13 protein-coding genes are annotated in these 15604 nt (G+C 38.3%); 2 read left to right on the top strand and 11 right to left on the bottom strand.

Going from position 1 to position 15604, the window contains the following annotated elements; genetic code table 11:
- Positions 1 to 240: 240 nt before the first annotated feature.
- From ACTQ45_RS07865 to ACTQ45_RS07835, 7 genes are all read right to left on the bottom strand, one after another.
- A complete protein-coding gene (locus ACTQ45_RS07865) occupies positions 241 to 1518 on the bottom strand; it encodes a hypothetical protein (RefSeq protein WP_441752232.1) in 1278 nt (425 codons plus the stop codon).
- Positions 1519 to 1746: 228 nt separating this feature from the next.
- Entirely contained in the window at positions 1747 to 3042 is a 1296-nt protein-coding gene (locus ACTQ45_RS07860; protein WP_441763423.1) for a hypothetical protein, read from the bottom strand.
- A gap of 63 nt (positions 3043 to 3105) precedes the next feature.
- A complete protein-coding gene (locus tag ACTQ45_RS07855; RefSeq protein WP_441763422.1) occupies positions 3106 to 4074 on the bottom strand; it encodes a hypothetical protein in 969 nt (322 codons plus the stop codon).
- A 57-nt stretch (positions 4075 to 4131) separates the two neighbouring features.
- A complete protein-coding gene (locus tag ACTQ45_RS07850; protein WP_441763421.1) occupies positions 4132 to 4788 on the bottom strand; it encodes an Ltp family lipoprotein in 657 nt (218 codons plus the stop codon).
- 196 nt (positions 4789 to 4984) lie between these two features.
- Positions 4985 to 5770: a hypothetical protein gene (locus ACTQ45_RS07845; protein ID WP_441763420.1), complete on the bottom strand. Its 786-nt coding sequence runs from the start codon at positions 5768 to 5770 to the stop codon at positions 4985 to 4987.
- A gap of 388 nt (positions 5771 to 6158) precedes the next feature.
- On the bottom strand, positions 6159 to 7442 hold the full coding sequence (locus ACTQ45_RS07840) for a hypothetical protein (RefSeq protein WP_441763419.1): 1284 nt from the start codon (positions 7440 to 7442) through the stop codon (positions 6159 to 6161).
- 319 nt (positions 7443 to 7761) lie between these two features.
- Positions 7762 to 9042 carry a hypothetical protein gene (locus tag ACTQ45_RS07835; protein ID WP_441763418.1) on the bottom strand — a complete coding sequence of 427 codons (1281 nt, stop codon included), beginning with the start codon at positions 9040 to 9042 and terminating at the stop codon, positions 7762 to 7764.
- A gap of 366 nt (positions 9043 to 9408) precedes the next feature.
- Here ACTQ45_RS07835 and ACTQ45_RS07830 point away from each other — a divergent pair, with 366 nt between their 5' ends.
- The gene (locus ACTQ45_RS07830) at positions 9409 to 9993 is read left to right on the top strand and encodes an NADPH-dependent FMN reductase (protein WP_441763417.1); all 585 of its coding nucleotides are present in this window, start codon (positions 9409 to 9411) and stop codon (positions 9991 to 9993) included.
- Positions 9994 to 10122: 129 nt separating this feature from the next.
- On the opposite strand, the gene ACTQ45_RS07825 is transcribed toward ACTQ45_RS07830, so the two are convergent.
- On the bottom strand, positions 10123 to 10536 hold the full coding sequence (locus ACTQ45_RS07825) for an aldo/keto reductase (RefSeq protein WP_441763416.1): 414 nt from the start codon (positions 10534 to 10536) through the stop codon (positions 10123 to 10125).
- Between the two features lie 62 nt (positions 10537 to 10598).
- On the opposite strand from ACTQ45_RS07825, the gene ACTQ45_RS07820 reads away from it, so the two are divergent.
- Complete coding sequence (locus ACTQ45_RS07820; RefSeq protein ID WP_441763415.1) at positions 10599 to 12512, top strand: alpha-amylase family glycosyl hydrolase; 1914 nt, start codon at positions 10599 to 10601, stop codon at positions 12510 to 12512.
- Between the two features lie 261 nt (positions 12513 to 12773).
- Here ACTQ45_RS07820 and aroD read toward each other — a convergent pair whose 3' ends face one another.
- The 3 genes from aroD to ACTQ45_RS07805 form a co-directional block, all read right to left on the bottom strand.
- The gene (gene aroD, locus ACTQ45_RS07815; protein ID WP_441752222.1) at positions 12774 to 13526 is read right to left on the bottom strand and encodes a type I 3-dehydroquinate dehydratase; all 753 of its coding nucleotides are present in this window, start codon (positions 13524 to 13526) and stop codon (positions 12774 to 12776) included.
- A gap of 36 nt (positions 13527 to 13562) precedes the next feature.
- Positions 13563 to 14519 carry an FAD:protein FMN transferase gene (locus ACTQ45_RS07810; protein ID WP_441763414.1) on the bottom strand — a complete coding sequence of 319 codons (957 nt, stop codon included), beginning with the start codon at positions 14517 to 14519 and terminating at the stop codon, positions 13563 to 13565.
- Between the two features lie 245 nt (positions 14520 to 14764).
- Positions 14765 to 15595 (bottom strand): MetQ/NlpA family ABC transporter substrate-binding protein, encoded by an 831-nt coding sequence (locus tag ACTQ45_RS07805; protein WP_441763413.1) that lies wholly within the window; start codon positions 15593 to 15595, stop codon positions 14765 to 14767.
- Positions 15596 to 15604 lie beyond the last annotated feature (9 nt).

The raw sequence follows: 15604 nt of genomic DNA, 5'->3' as shown, positions 1-15604 counted from the left end.
ATTCTGCCAGAAATTGTCATTCACGCGCTATAACTCTCACTGACGTTCCTCACGATTTAGAAAGAGTTAAACATTTGGCAATTCGTCTCGAAGGGCTGTGAGTAACAGCAGCTTGTCTTTATACTTTTGTGGGCGTAAATCATGTGTTTTCAAACGGGTGGTCACTCAAACTTAGGCTTCTATGTCCTGATAGCACAAAAAAACTGCACCCCTTTTTAAAGAGTGCAGCCTGTTTTCCGATTAATTGAATTCTAAACGTGTGAATAAATCATCAAAATAAGCTTCTGACTCTGGATGATCCGTAATGTCTAAACCTTCATATCCGTAATCACTCATTTGTTCGCTGTCATACTTTTGGAGCGCGTAAGCGGCAAAGGCTTGTCCGAATGAGTGGAAAGGATTATTGAGAATCGCATCCTCATCTTCTTCATTGAGCCATTCTGTGTCATGGATAGCCATCCAATCGTCAGCCAGTGAGTAACTTGTATAATTTTCATAATTCGTATCTTCGGGCATGTAAGTACTTAAGTCTAGGATATGTCCAATTAGATAGTAGACAATACTTGGATCGTCTTCCATTTCTTCACTGAAATATAATATACGTTCTGAGTAAGCTTTCATTAACAAATCATCTCTTTGAGTTCGCTCATTCAATTGATCTTGACGGATGATTCGAATATCAAATAAGCGTTCTTGTAAATCAAGTGGCACTTTTTTCAAACTAGCATCGATAAAGTCAACTAATTCACTGGCTCTTTCTGAATCCTCGACATCGTCATAAATGAAGTAGTCATAGTATAAATCAGCCCCACAAGCGTTATTGTAGCGTCCTTCCAGAATAAAGTATTTGAATCGAATTTGTTCTAGCAATTTTGTCGCTTCTTCATAATCAGGATCATCTTCCGATAAGTCAGCGTATAAAGACTCTGCTCGCAAGAGGTTCGCCTTTCCATCAGCAAAAACAGCTGTAGGAAATCCTTTAGACAGGCGGTAAATTTCATCTAAGTCATCAGAAAAAGCATGCATGTAATCACTGATTAACTTATGATATAAGTCTTCGTTTTGAGCCGTTAAAAAATCAACAATTGTGTAAAACTCGGATAAAGCGTTTGACATATTCATCGGTGCTAATAAGGCCAACTCGCCACTGTCATAAGTCAGAATATACATCGGCCATACAGAATAGTCACGATAAGTTTCTAAGTCTGTAAAGTTCTGATAGTAAGTTTCTTCTTGTGATCCGTCTTCTACAATGACCCACTCCTGAGAGAATAAGGTCGACTCGTCAATACTGACACGGTCTGCCGGCAAATTTGCATCAAGTAATTCATAAGAACTTGTCGGAAACATCGTCGCTTCTGTATCAATTTCTTCACCATCCACAAGCAATGGACAGGCTTCCATCGCTGCCTCATCTGTTTGGGCATAGGTCATAGCTGAAGGTAAGGCTAAATTAGCGCCTAATAAGCTCATCGCTAAAGTTAACGTCAACTTCTTACTAGCTATCAATTTTTTCATCATAATCTCCTCCCATATTTTAAAGTATCTAAACTTAAGCCATCCCAACATAAAGTCGTCTATTCATTTTTATCCTATCATATCTTTATTATAATTTGCGACTATTAAGCCCTCTAGAAGGTTATTTGTATCAAACTTGTTTGAAACCTTCGGAACAAACAAAAGTGATAGACACAAAATGCGTCTATCACTTGTCTAGTTTTTAGAATTTAATGCGTACTTTAAAATTTACTCATTATAGTTATGTCGTTCAAAAAAAGCGTCGAAGTAAGCTTTTGATAAAGGACGATCGGCAATGTCATCATCTTGATAACCCAGTTCGCTCATCTGCTTATCTTGGTATTTCTCCAATGTATAACCAGCGAAAGCTTGGGCAAAAGATTCAATTGGGTCATTGTAGTAATAGTCTGCTTGATCTGGTTTGCCCCATTCTGCTTCATGAATTTCTAGCCACTCTGGATTCGTAGAGAAACGAGTAAAGGCTTCATATTCTAGAGACGTTGGCGCATAAGCATCAAAGTCGACAATATGGGCGATTTCATGATAGACCAAGCCAATATCATTGGTCGTGATATCATCTCCAAAATAGATGACTCCCGTTGGTTGAGCGTAAGCATCGATAAAGGAATCTTCCATAACAGCCGTTATTTCTCCCTTAGGCACGAAATAAAAATCGGACAAACGTCTTTGGATATCGTCTGGTAATGTCCTAATCACGTCCTCGACCATAACAATTAAATCGTCCGCTAGCGCTTCATCCATTAACTCTTCTGATTTATAGAAATTAAAAGCCGGCGTCTGACTGTAACGGTTATTATAGCGTTGCATCAAGGCACTATAACCAATGCGCATCTGTTCGATAATTTCCGTTGCGCCATTATAATTCACATCTTCTTCGCCAATCGTCGCATACACTTCTTCCGCACGCATCATTGCTGCCTTTGCATCTGCAATCAGCTGCGGTGCAAACTGTCCCTGTAATTCATACAAATGATCAATGTCATCTGCAAATGGCCATACAAAGTCGTTAGTTACCTTATGGAGTAGTTCTTCTTTATGGGCATTCATGAAAGCAAGCTCATCATAAAACTCATAAATTTCTTCGGTGAAGTTAATCGAATGCAACATTTCCATGTCACCATTAGTATAGACAATGTAATACATTAGCCAAGTTGAATAATCTCGGTAGGTCGTCGGCTCTGTAAAATTATGGTAATAAGTTTCTTCACGGCCTGGCGCTTCAATAAACAGTCGCTCATCACTATATAAACTCGCTTCATCCACTACAATTCGATCCGCTGGTAACTCTGCGTCCACAATGTCAAAGCTGACGCTTGGATACATCGTAGCTTCTGTATCGATGGCCTCCCCATTGACTAAAAATTCTGCTACTTCATTTGTAGAAAGCGCCTCTTCAGCGACTACTGTATTCATCGCAAATGACGGAGTAAACGGCAGACTCATCCCAAGTAGACCAGTGACTAAACTCCACTTTATGAGTTGTTGCTTGATAGACTTTTTCATCGTTTAAAAATAAAAGAAGTCGGAGTGATTAACACCTCGACTTCTTATTCTATCTATATCGTTTTAATAATCAATTCCTTCAATAAGAACTCTATCAATTGTAATTTTAGGAACAGTATTTGATCCACCAATCACCGTCTCATAAGTGTATAAGCCATCAAGCGTACCATAGACATCTACGTTATCACCTTCTACCAATCTATATTTAGGAAGAGAGTTAAATACTGCATAATATAATTGGTTGTGGTCTCCATCCTTTTTAAAAATAGCTACTGCAGTGTGTAATCCTTCCTCGTATTGTAATACTTCAGCATAAAATGTATCTTTATATCCTGGTTTTCCAGACCTGTCTCTCATTATATTTACATAATCGATTGATTTGTATTCTTCAAAATTAAACGACTCTTTAATTTCCTGCGTCACTTCATTCGTTGATGAAAATTCAATTGCTAATTTCAAATCATCTAACTTCGAATCGTCACTTGGGACATAAATTTTTATATTCAAATTATTTTTTTCTTCATCGTTTTTTGTTATTTTATACAAAACTTGATCTAAATAATACAAAACAACTCTTTTTTTTGAACCATCTTCATCTATTTGTTCAGAGTCTATCAACTTGATTTTTGGTAAATACTCTTTAACTATATAAACATCTCCCTCTGCAACAGAAGTATCAAAAGTACCTATTTGAAACGACTCTAAATATTCATCGCTATTTTCAGTGCTTGCTTGAATCATGTACATCTCATTATTATCAACTATTAATTGTTGATTTTCTTCAATACTGTCCTTATTTTTTTTTACAAGCATATCTATATACTTGGGAAAATTAGACTCTAAATCTATTTGATCGAAGTTTACAACATAGTCAATGTTTTCATCCTTAACTTCTACGCTTCCATAAGCTATCCACTTTTTGTCTTGAAGAAATTCTCTAATTTCTAGATTAGGATTTATTTCATTAGCATTTGCACGAATCGAAATAGGAATAAACAGAAAAACAATAAAGATAATTAATATTTTTTTCATAAAGTTCCCCCTAATTATAATTAAAAATATAAACAATTGAATCGCCATAAAAAAAATTTAATCCAAATTATCAATAGCATATTGAGCTTGTTCAGGCGTATAACCTGCAAATATTAATTGGTCATATAGAGCTTCGTTTGAAATTGACATAAAATCTAAATAATTGAGTGCGCTCTTTAATGCGTTCTCATTCCAATCGACATTGATGTTTTCAACTGCATATTCTGCAGCATCTTCTGGATATTTTCCAAATATCAACTGATCATACAAGCCTTCTTTTGAAAAACTCATAAATTTAAGATAACTTTCTGCTGTACCTAATGCATTTTTAAATTCTCTAGGTATGTCCTCTTTTAAACTACCATCAGCATTATTCGACGTTTTTATAATCTCTTCACCATCTATTTCCAATAGTATATTTTTGATTCTTAAAAGCCCTTCTTTTTCCAGTTCATTAATCCATTCTACTTTTACACTTTCATCATCTTCTAAAGTTTGAATTTCCTCAATTCCTTCATTAATGGAGTATACGATCATAGAGATTAATTCATACTCTGATAGATTATTAAGCTTATCTTCGGTCAATTCGGTTAGCAACGCAACAACTTCACCATATTTTTGCTCAGACTCTGTTTGAGAAGATACATTTAAAGTGGGTAACCAAAGTAATACTAAACATATTGCTAAAATAGTTTTTATTATCTTATTTTTCATATTATTTGTCCTTTCGTTTATTGTCCATGGTGTCAGTTATCCTTAATTAGTTTTCGGTCCCCCTTATATATGAATTTCATTTTATAATAATTATATCACTTTTTAAAACGTATGTTCCATTTTTTGTCACTAATTATACTGGTAAATTAAGAAAAGACTGCTTTTCGCACTGAAAGGCAGTCTTAATTTTATTCGTTTAATTGAAGCTTAGGCGATTAAATAGGTCATCGAAGTAAGCTTGTGTTTCTGGTCGTTCTGTCAGGTCCATGTTTTCGTGTCCGAAATCGCTAGGCTGTGCGTCATCATACTTTTGCAATGCATAAGCTGCGTAAGCAAAACTAAATGAGTTAAACGAATCATTTGTCCAAGCATCCTCATTGGCTTCATCAAGCCACTCATTGTTATGAATTGCTTGCCATTCGTCAGCGAGCGAGTAACTTGTATATTCTTCATATAATGTGTCTTTCGGAATATAAGTACTTAAATCTAGAATTTGACCAACCATGAAGTATACCCACGTTGGATCATCTTCAATTTGGTCACTGAAGTAAAGAATACGTTCAGAATAAGCTTTTGCCATCAGATTTTCGTCTTCAGTTCTATCAGTAAGTTCATCATGACGGATGACACGAATATCGAATAGACGTTGTTGTAAGTCAAGCGGCATTTTCTGTAAGCTAGCATCGATAAAATCAACCAACTCTGATGCGCGCTCTTGATCTTCCACATTGTCATAAACAAAGTAATCATAGTATAAGTCAGCGCCACAAGCGTTGTTATAACGACCTTCTAGGACAAAATACTTAAAGCTAATTTGGTCCATTAGAGCCAAAGCTTCATCATAATTTTCATCATCTTCCGGAATATTCGCGAAAATCGCTTCGGCACGTTGCAATTTAGCTTTCCCATCAGCAAAGATTGACGTCGGGAAACCTTTAGACAGATGATAAATTTCATCTAAGTCATCTGAAAATGCGTGCATATAAACACTCATCAATAGTTATATTATCTGATAATTACGCGCAAGTACTTCGGACGATTTCGAGGCCCTTAAATTTCGCTTAACCGTTTTAACTCTATACTATAGAGATGCTTTTGTTGAAATACTCAGCGACTTGTTTTGCAAAGCGGTATAAGGGTAATCGGCGTAGCTTGGTATGACTTTGAGCGTAGCGAATTAGTCACACCCTAGCCGGTTGAGCTGGAAAAGCCCTCACAACCGTGAGGCTTCGAAAGCGACCACCGCCTTCGAAAATAATAAGCTGAGTGAAGCTCAAAGCTATAGAATCAACATCAAACTTTAACCCCTCATACCATAAGAAAAGATAGCAACCATTGGGCAGTTGCTATCCTCATATACATACTGTCTATTATTCATTAAAACCATGACGTTCAAAGAAATCATCAAAATACGCTTTTGATAATGGACGATTTGCAATATCTTCGTCCACATAACCTTGATCACTCATTTGCATTCCCATATATTTCTCTAACGTATAGCCTGCAAAAGCTTGCGCAAAAGATGCTACTGAATCATTATAAAAATAACTTGAATCTTTAGATTTATACCACTCACTATTATGTACTTTTAACCATTCCGGACTTGTGGAAAAACTAGTAAATTCAGTATACTCAAGGGAAGTGGGTGAGTATGAATTAAAATCAATAATATGAGCTATCATAGCATAAACTAATGCCTCATTACCTAATCCTAGTTCCCCATCAAAATAGATAACACCAGTCGGCCTCACATAAGCATCAATAGAAGAATTTTCCATGACATTAGTCACTTCATCTTTTGGTACGAAGTAGAAATTAGACAGACGTCTCTGAACCACTATAGGGAGTGTGTCAATTACTTCTTTTACCATCTCAATCAATGCATCAGTAGTTCCCAGTTCTATTAAATCATCTGATTTATAAAAGTTAAATGTTGGACTTTCTGAATAAGCATTGTTATAACGTTGGATTAATGCTTCGTAAGAGATGCGCATTTCCTCAATAATTTCTGTTGCTGCTTCAAAATTTGTATCTTTCTCCTCAACTTGTGCATAACTCTCCTCCGCACGCATCATAGCTGCCTTAGCATCCGCAATCATCTGGGGTGCAAACTGCCCTTGTAGTTCATATAGATGATCAATGTCATCTGCAAATGGCCAAACAAAATCATTGCTGACTTTATGCAACAATTCTTCTTTGTGAGCATTCAAGAAAGCTAAGACATCGTAATAATCAGAAATCTTTTCTGTAAAGTTAATTGAATGCAGCATTTCCATATCGCCATTATCATAAACAAGATAATACATTGGCCATGATGAGTAATCGCGATAAGTCGTAGGGTTAGTATAATTATGGTAATAAACTTCCTCACGCTCTGGAGATTCAATATACAAGATTATATTATTATATAGTGTCGACTCATCAATTAATATTCGATCTGAGGGCAAATCAGCTTCTACAATATCATAAAAAATAGTGGAGTACATCGTACTTTCAGTGTCTATAACTTCTCCATGAACCAAAAATTCTGCAACTTCATTTTTACCTAGAAGCTCCTTAGCTAACAACGTTTGACCAGTCAATAAATTAACTAAAAAAACTAAGCTTAAACCTATGCTCATTTTAAAAAAACAACGTCTAATATTCCACTCCATTTTCAATTCTCCTCACTAGGCTAGTTTTTAGTTTAAAATATATTAATCTAGTTACCCACTAATTAAAAATATCTTAAAGATTGAGTAACTCAATAAATATCTTTCACTAATTATAATTTCATTATAACCGATTCTATTGCTTTTATTAAGTTACATATAATATTAATTGTATATAACTTAAATGTTGGCATTCTACTCATTTATTTCCTGCAATTCAGTTTTTTTCTGCCTAGTTCTTTAAAAGTTATTGAATATTTCCAAAATATAAAACTTCATAACTTCTATTTATTTGATAAATCTAACTAAATTTCCTCATTAATTAATCATTAAAACCATGACGTTCAAAGAAATCATCAAAATACGCTATCGATAAAGGACGATTTGAAATATCTTCGTCCACATATCCTAGATCACTCATTTGCATACCCATATATTTCTCTAACGTATAGCCTGCAAAAGCTTGCGCAAAAGATTCAATTGGATCATTATAGTAATATTCCGAATCATCACCATTATACCACTCTGCATCATGAATCTCTTGCCAGTCTGGATTCGTTGAGTAGCGCGTAAACTCTTCATATTCTAAAGAAGTTGGTGAATATGAGTTAAAATCAATAATATGTGCAATCTCATGATAAATTAAACCTTTTAGATCCGGTTCAATATCATCACCGAAATAAATAACACCGGTTGGCATGGCGTAAGCATCAATGAAAGAATCTTCCATGACATAAGTTACTTCGTATTTGGGTACAAAGTAAAAGTTAGATAGACGTCTTTGAATAGCTTCTGGCAATGTTGCGATCACTTCTTCTACCGATACAATCAATTCATCTGCCGTTGTCTCATCATACAGATCTTCTGATTTATAATAGTTAAACGCCGGCGTTTCTGAATACATGTTATTATAACGTTGCATTAAAGCGTCATGTCCCACTCGCATTTCTTCAATAATTTCAGTTGCTGAATAATGGTAAGGATCTTCTTCACCTATAGTTTCATACACAGCTTCGGCACGTATCATTGCTGCCTTTGCATCTGCAATCATCTGTGGCGCAAACTGTCCTTGCAATTCATAGAGATGATCAATGTCATCCGCAAATGGCCAAACGAAATCATTGCTGACTTTATGCAACAATTCTACTTTGTGAGCATTCAAGAAAGCTAAGACATCGTAATAATCATAAATCTTTTCTGTAAAGTTAATTGAATGCAACATTTCCAAATCGCCATTATCATAAATGATATAATGCATTGGCCAAGCTGAATAATCACGATAAGTCGTAGGGTTCGTAAAGTTATGATAATAAACTTCTTCACGCCCCGGTGATTCAATAAATAACAATGTGTCACTGTATAAAGTGGACTCGTCCACCACAATACGATCCGCTGGTAATTCTGCTTCTACAATATCAAACGAAACTGTTGGGTACATTGTACTTTCGGTGTCAATGGCTTCTCCATGAACTAAAAACTCTGCAACTTCATTAGTAGCTGGAATTTCCTGAGCAAAAATCGTTTGAGCTGTCGCTAAATGAAGCGGGACAACTAAACTTAAAGCTAAACCAACATTAATCAAACGTTGTTTGAAAGTAGTCATCATTTTAATACCCCTCTCCTAATACTAAATATTTACGAGACTTTTTCATCTCAAAACTCCTCTCTCCTATTTACTAAACCTTTATAAAATTCTTAAATTTATCCTAGCACATTCAATTTTCACATGCGAATAAAAGCACTTCATTCGATTGCATTGCCTTCAAACACTAGCAGTAAACTCTTTCTTTTTCAGAACATTTTTGACCGTAAGAATTAACGTCCTATTTTTTTAAAAAGGCGGTTCAACATCTCTCGATTTAAGATATTTCCACTTCACTTTTATTACGGTATAAGCTATACTTGAATGTGCTGAGTCTTTAAGTGCTCAGATAATTTTATTTTTTTATATCACAGGAGGATTTTATTTATGTTAAAAATCGGTATTATTACTGGTAGTATTCGTGACGTTCGTGTCAATGACCAAGTGGCACAATACTTCAAAGAAGTTGCTGACAGCAAGAACTTAGAGAACGTATCTTTTGAAATTGTCGACATCAAAGATTATCAATTACCTATCTTCGACGACGCACTACCACCTGCAATGGCTAATAAGCAATATAACAATCCTGACGTTCAAAAATGGTCAGCTAAGATTGATGAATTGGATGGCTACATTTTCGTAACGCCAGAATACAATAAAACAATCACTTCAGCATTAAAAAATAATATCGATCATATCGGACCAGAATTTGCACATAAATCAGCCGGTATTGTTGCTTACGGTTCTACTTTAGGAATCGCAGCCGTTATGTCATTACGTGGTATCTTAGCAAACTTCCGTTTAGCAACAGTTACACCACATGGTGCATTCAACTACTTCACTGATTTCGTGGATATGAAAGAATTCCAACCCTCAGAAGTTCACACACCAACTGTTCACGCAGTCATCGACGAAGTCGTTGCTTGGGGCTGGGGTATGAAAGATGTTCGCGAGAACCACTTAAACAAATAAATCCATTCGCTAATCAAGCGGTAAAAAAAGAGCAGCCCAAGGCTGTAGTGATCCCCTAAATCTGTGTTCGGATTTAAGGGACACTACACAAGGCTGCTCTTTTTATATGTCATGATGGCATTTATTAGTTTAGAGGTCACTGAAGCTTTCTGGATGTTGATCAAATAGTCGTCCGTCTTCTTTAGATAAGTTGCTAACTCTTTCCATCTCTTCGTTAGATAGTTCGAAGTCAAAGATAGTTAAGTTGTCTTGTTGGCGACCAGCGTGACGTGATTTAGGTAGCGGTAAGGCACCGAGTTGGACTAAATAACGTAAGACTATCTGTCCAGTTGAGCGTTGATGCGTGTGAGCAAGTTCGCTAAGCAATGGATCGTCCATAATGCCTTGCCCAGCACCTAAAGGACTCCATGCTTGCGTGATAATCTTTTTCGATTGATGGAAGGCTCGGCTATCGACTTGTTGGAAATAAGGATGCAACTCAATTTGCTTGACAACCGGTAAGACACTCGCCTCCTTTATGCTAGTGTATGCGTGACTAGACATTCATTGCCATTATTCAGCACAAAAGTTATAATAACTGTAAACACTTCCAAAAGGAGCTTACCATGCGTATAAAACCATTTTTCTCTAAAAATTTAATCCGATTGACTACCTCGGCTTTGGCTTTAAGTATCGCTGCCCCCTTGTCGACAGGTCTTCCCAATCAGACACTCTATGCTAACGACCAAGTCTTAGTCACCAACGATAAGCAAATACTCAATCAAGTATATCCCGACCAACACTTTCTAGTGGAACTCAAGGGTTTTGATGATCTAGCCATCAGCCGCATCACGCTTGACGCCTCCCAAATTGGTGCGAGCAACAAAATTGATATCCCGCTTGAATTAATGGTTGTTTCTATTTCAGCCAATCAAGCAATTGAAGCTGGCGATTACTTTCTACCCGTTGTGGCCACCGACGAAGACGGAGGAATCATTAAGGAAATCGACTATCCGGTCACGATTCTAGCCAATGAACTGCCAGACCACGAGCGACGCGACTGGGAGGAAGAAGTCATTTACTTCCTATTAACTGACCGGTTTTATGACGGTCAAGCTGATAACAACAACCCTTACGACCTAGCTTATGCTGAAGCTGACAACCCACGCGGGACTTACCAAGGAGGCGACTTTGCAGGTGTAACCGAAAAACTCGATTACTTAGCCGAGCTCGGTGTGACCACTATTTGGCTATCACCGATTGTCGCCAATATTCAATATGATGTGTCTGCGGGCACAACGGATGGCGCCTTCTATGGCTACCACGGCTACTGGGCTGAAAATTTTGAAGAGTTGAATCCACACTTCGGTAGCTTAGAGGACTTTCATAAATTAATTGATGCGGCCGCTGAACAAGACATAAAGATTATGGTGGACGTTGTCTTAAATCATACAGGTTATGGCCTACATCCTGATGACGGCAAAGGCGAGTCACAAGTAGAAGGCTATCCAACTGACGAAGATCGCGCGGTCTTTAGTGACATGATTAGGCTAACGCCTGGTAATGATTCCGTGAGCGAATCCCTCTCTGGCCTACCCGATTTACTAACGGAAGATCCTGACGTTCGCGAGCAAATCGTTGCTTGGCAAACGGCCTGGCTAGATATGGCAACCACAGAAAACGGTCATTCCATCGCCAGTTTCCGTGTCGATACCGCGATTCATGTGGATACGGTGACTTTGAAACACTTTCGTAATCAATTAACAGAAAAAAATCCCGATTTTAAATTAATCGCAGAAGCTTGGGGCGCTGACCCTATCAACCATAAACACTATCTAACTAATGGCATGATGGACTCTGTACTCGATTTTAAGTTTAAAGAAACGGCTCGTAATTTTATCAATGGCAATTTAGTCGGCGCTAATGAGCAACTAATTAAACGTAACGAAGCCATGACAAGCAACGCGACTGGCGGCCAGTTTCTCAGTAGCCACGATGAGACCGGCTTCTTGTATATGTTGAACAACCATCTTGGCAAGTACCAATTGGCCGCCAGCTTACAGTTGACAGCCAAAGGTCAACCCGTCATTTATTACGGCGAGGAGCTCGCTCAAACCGGCGCCAACAACTGGCCGATTTATGACAACCGCTATGACCTGGATTGGGAAGTCGCAACAGCTGGAGACAACGCCACACTAACTCACTACCAAACAGTCTTAGATTTCCGCCACCAGTTTTCTGATAGCCTTTCTAAAGGCGACCGTCAATTGCTGGCCGGATCAAACGCCGAGAATTATATTCTAGTTGCGCGTAACTACCAAGACGAGTCGGTCTACCTGCTCTTTAGTAAGGCCGAAGAAGCCACCGACATCACACTCGAACTTAGCGAAGCTGACGCGCTCGTCACCGACCACTACACAGGTGAAACCTACCAGGCCCAAGGAACGCGCATCCGTTTGCCCCTGCCACTTTTGGAAAACGGCGGCACCGGCCTCCTCACTTTAGACAAAGGCCACTTCATCAACCAAACCGACAATTAAGGAACAATAAGCCCACACTCAGTTACAGAAAAACTCCGCCTCGCGATTCCAGTCGCTAAGCGGAGTTTTCTTCTTTATAAATTCTGAGCGCTTCCCTCCAGAAGCAAACCTTCCTTAGCTAAAGCAGTTGGAGAAAGGTCTAATCACTTATTTCTTTTAGAGCAACAAGAAATAAGTGAGCTGAAAAAACACAGCTTGTATATCACGACATGAGTTTGCGCCGTTTTATAAAAAAGCCGTGTATTGGAATGTAATAGGTATTTATGATAATTTCAGTAAATCTTGTAAGTCCCGCATCGTTCGTAAAGGTAGCTGTCCAGGAGCGGACGTGTCTTCTAGTGAGGCGAAAGTGGCTGCTGAACCAAAAAGTTCACCTGTAAAACGAGACACCTTCCCTAAATCCCCCATCGCAATCGTCACCAGTGGGATATCAAATTCTTTGCTCGCTCTCAAAGTCGTCGACAATACAGTTAATACATCGTCAGCTGATGTTGGCATGACGGCAAGTTTGGCAATGTCCGCTCCTTTTTGCTGCATCTGCTTCAACTTCTGCAAGAGAATGTTTTTAGTTGGCGTCCCATTAAAATCATGAAAACTCATGATGACTTTCACATTATTTAAATATGCAATATTTTTCAAGCCCAGTACAATATAGTCTGGCATAGCTAACTCAAGATCAATTAAATCCACACTACCATTCAACATGATCGTTCGGTAAAGAATATAATACTCTTCCACTGGTAACTCGACATTGCCGCCTTCAGCCACACTACGAAAGGTAATCAATAATGGCTTTTGAATTAAGTCACGAATTTGGTGCGATAAGTGGGCAACTGCCCCGTCCTGTTTGAGCGCTTCAAACAAATCGATGCGCCATTCTACTAAATCACACGGTGATTTGCGCGCTTGATGAGCTTCCAACAAGACATCTTCTTGCGTTCGTCCGGTTAGAGGGACAATAATTTTAGGTCTACCTTCTCCAATTGTGACACTATCGACTTTCACATACTTCATAAAAACCCTCCTTATCGCTAATTTTTATTCCTACAATTAACCCAGCATCTCGATATCAGGACACAGTGTGACTTTATCTTTCAGATTTTGAGACACTATGACTTGTTTTTCTTTCGTGACAAGGATTCCTTCAATCCCTTGCGCTTGATTCAACCATTGCAGAGCCTTTTGGGGCGCTTGACTGAACAAGACCGTCGACCAAATCTCGCCATCTATCGCCTGATCACTGACAATCGTCACGCTAGCAATTTGGCTAGCAATCGGATAACCCGTTCGTGCATCGAACAAATGGTGATAATATTTGTCGCCGACTTTTAATTTCTGCTCATTAATTGATGATATAACCACTGCTTGATTTTGCGTCTTCAATTCACCTAAAAACTGACCATCATAAGTCAGGGGATCTGGGATTTTGACTGACCAGTTGCCATCGATGCCCTCATTTGCTTGGCCAAGAGTAATTAAGTTGTTGCCTAAATTAATCATGCCTGAGTGGACACCTTTTTCAAAGAAAAAACGTTTTAAACGATCTGCAAAATAGCCCTTTGAGATGACTCCCAAATCCAAAGCCATACCTACTTTTGATAAATAAACGGAATGTTGAAAATCATCTAAAATAATCTCTGCTGGATTTAAACAATCTAACTTTGTTTCGATTTGTCGTTGGTCAGGTAATTGTGCCTCACTAAAGCCGACATGCCATAAGTTTGTAATCGGTCCAATCGCAATGTTGAAAATCCCATTAGTCGCCAGCCCGATATCGCGTCCAATTTTAATCAAATCATATAGGTCTTTTGAAACTCGAACTGCTTTTTGACCGGCTGATTGATTGATAGCCACTACTTCTGAAGCTGGGTCAATGCTGCTATAGCGCATTTCATAATCACGAATCATCGCCTCCGCTTCACTGAAAATATGGTCTGCATCTGGATGATCAATCGATAATTCGATGTCCTCTCCCATCAAAATAAAACCATGTAAATATTCTGCCATTTTTTAACTCCCCCCTTAGACAAACAATTCTGATTCACTTGTTAACCTTCACCTTATTTTTTTACTTCTAAGCTTATTCTAATACAATTGAGAGCAATTGCAACGCCCATGCTCTATTTAATGTTATTTTTGTGATGGGAGGCCTAGCTTGCGTGAGGAAAGTTTAGATAGTGATGTGGGAGATTCTTTCGTTTGCCTATTTTCCCTAAAAAAATAGACTCCCTGATGTGGGAGTCTTTGGGTATTTATTCTTCGTCTTCTGTTTCTTCTAGTTCAAAGGTTGCTTCAAGGTGCCCGTTTTCCGCTAGTTCTTCTAGGAAGTCATAAACTTCTGGCGAGGCAAAGGCGGCTTGGAGTGCTTTCGTTGCGTCTGTGTCTAAGTTGCCTTCACGGATAATGACTTGGATCGCGAATTTAAATTCTTCGTCATCTTCTCGTAAAACAGCGTCCGCTGGTGTTAGGCCTACGCTAGTGATATAAGTTGGGTAGTTGAATACGAGTTCAACGCCGTCTTCATAGGCGCCTGTCAGGTTCAGTAAGTCGATGTGTAGAAACTCCAAGTTGTGTGGGTTTTCTGTGATGTTGTCGACTGTTGGGAACATGCCAGCTTCTTCGTCTAATTCAATGAGGTCGTAGCTTTCTAAGATTAATAGTGCACGGGCTTCGTTTGTAATATCCGATGGGATTGCTACTTCTGCACCGTCTTCTAGCTCTTCAATTGAGTCATAAACTGGTGAGTAAAAGCCAAGAATCGCATTGTATACTGGTTGGATAGCAACTAAGTCGCCGTCTCTTTCTTGGTTAAAAATTTCCGCAAAGGGTTCGTGTTGTGCAAAGTTAGCATACACTTCGTCATTTAACAAAGCTTCGTTATATTGGATGTTATCCGATACTTCGACCAATTCGATTGTATAGGGTTCAGCAATAACCTCTGCTGCAATTTCAACGATGTCTGTCATCGGTGGTAAGTGTGAGGCGACTTTCAAGACATTATCCTCTTGGGCTGTAACGGTCGTGCTTAGAGTGGCACCAAACATTAAAGCTGCGATACTTGCGACTAATCCTTTTTTAAACATTTTATCTAA

Origin of the sequence: Fundicoccus sp. Sow4_D5 (assembly GCF_052116365.1) — a bacterium.
Taxonomy (GTDB): domain Bacteria; phylum Bacillota; class Bacilli; order Lactobacillales; family Aerococcaceae; genus Fundicoccus.
This window is presented reverse-complemented; position numbering and strand designations above follow the sequence as displayed.

What these genes read in the sequence shown, in the direction of transcription:
- ACTQ45_RS07830 (WP_441763417.1), top strand. Translation starts at nt 9,409, where the DNA reads ATGTTAAAAATCGGTATTATTACTGGTAGTATTCGTGACGTTCGTGTC.
- ACTQ45_RS07840 (WP_441763419.1), bottom strand. Translation starts at nt 7,442, where the DNA reads ATGGAGTGGAATATTAGACGTTGTTTTTTTAAAATGAGCATAGGTTTA.
- ACTQ45_RS07850 (WP_441763421.1), bottom strand. Translation starts at nt 4,788, where the DNA reads ATGAAAAATAAGATAATAAAAACTATTTTAGCAATATGTTTAGTATTA.
- ACTQ45_RS07855 (WP_441763422.1), bottom strand. Translation starts at nt 4,074, where the DNA reads ATGAAAAAAATATTAATTATCTTTATTGTTTTTCTGTTTATTCCTATT.
- ACTQ45_RS07865 (WP_441752232.1), bottom strand. Translation starts at nt 1,518, where the DNA reads ATGAAAAAATTGATAGCTAGTAAGAAGTTGACGTTAACTTTAGCGATG.
- ACTQ45_RS07845 (WP_441763420.1), bottom strand. Translation starts at nt 5,770, where the DNA reads ATGCACGCATTTTCAGATGACTTAGATGAAATTTATCATCTGTCTAAA.
- ACTQ45_RS07825 (WP_441763416.1), bottom strand. Translation starts at nt 10,536, where the DNA reads ATGTCTAGTCACGCATACACTAGCATAAAGGAGGCGAGTGTCTTACCG.
- ACTQ45_RS07835 (WP_441763418.1), bottom strand. Translation starts at nt 9,042, where the DNA reads ATGACTACTTTCAAACAACGTTTGATTAATGTTGGTTTAGCTTTAAGT.
- aroD (WP_441752222.1), bottom strand. Translation starts at nt 13,526, where the DNA reads ATGAAGTATGTGAAAGTCGATAGTGTCACAATTGGAGAAGGTAGACCT.
- ACTQ45_RS07805 (WP_441763413.1), bottom strand. Translation starts at nt 15,595, where the DNA reads ATGTTTAAAAAAGGATTAGTCGCAAGTATCGCAGCTTTAATGTTTGGT.
- ACTQ45_RS07820 (WP_441763415.1), top strand. Translation starts at nt 10,599, where the DNA reads ATGCGTATAAAACCATTTTTCTCTAAAAATTTAATCCGATTGACTACC.
- ACTQ45_RS07810 (WP_441763414.1), bottom strand. Translation starts at nt 14,519, where the DNA reads ATGGCAGAATATTTACATGGTTTTATTTTGATGGGAGAGGACATCGAA.
- ACTQ45_RS07860 (WP_441763423.1), bottom strand. Translation starts at nt 3,042, where the DNA reads ATGAAAAAGTCTATCAAGCAACAACTCATAAAGTGGAGTTTAGTCACT.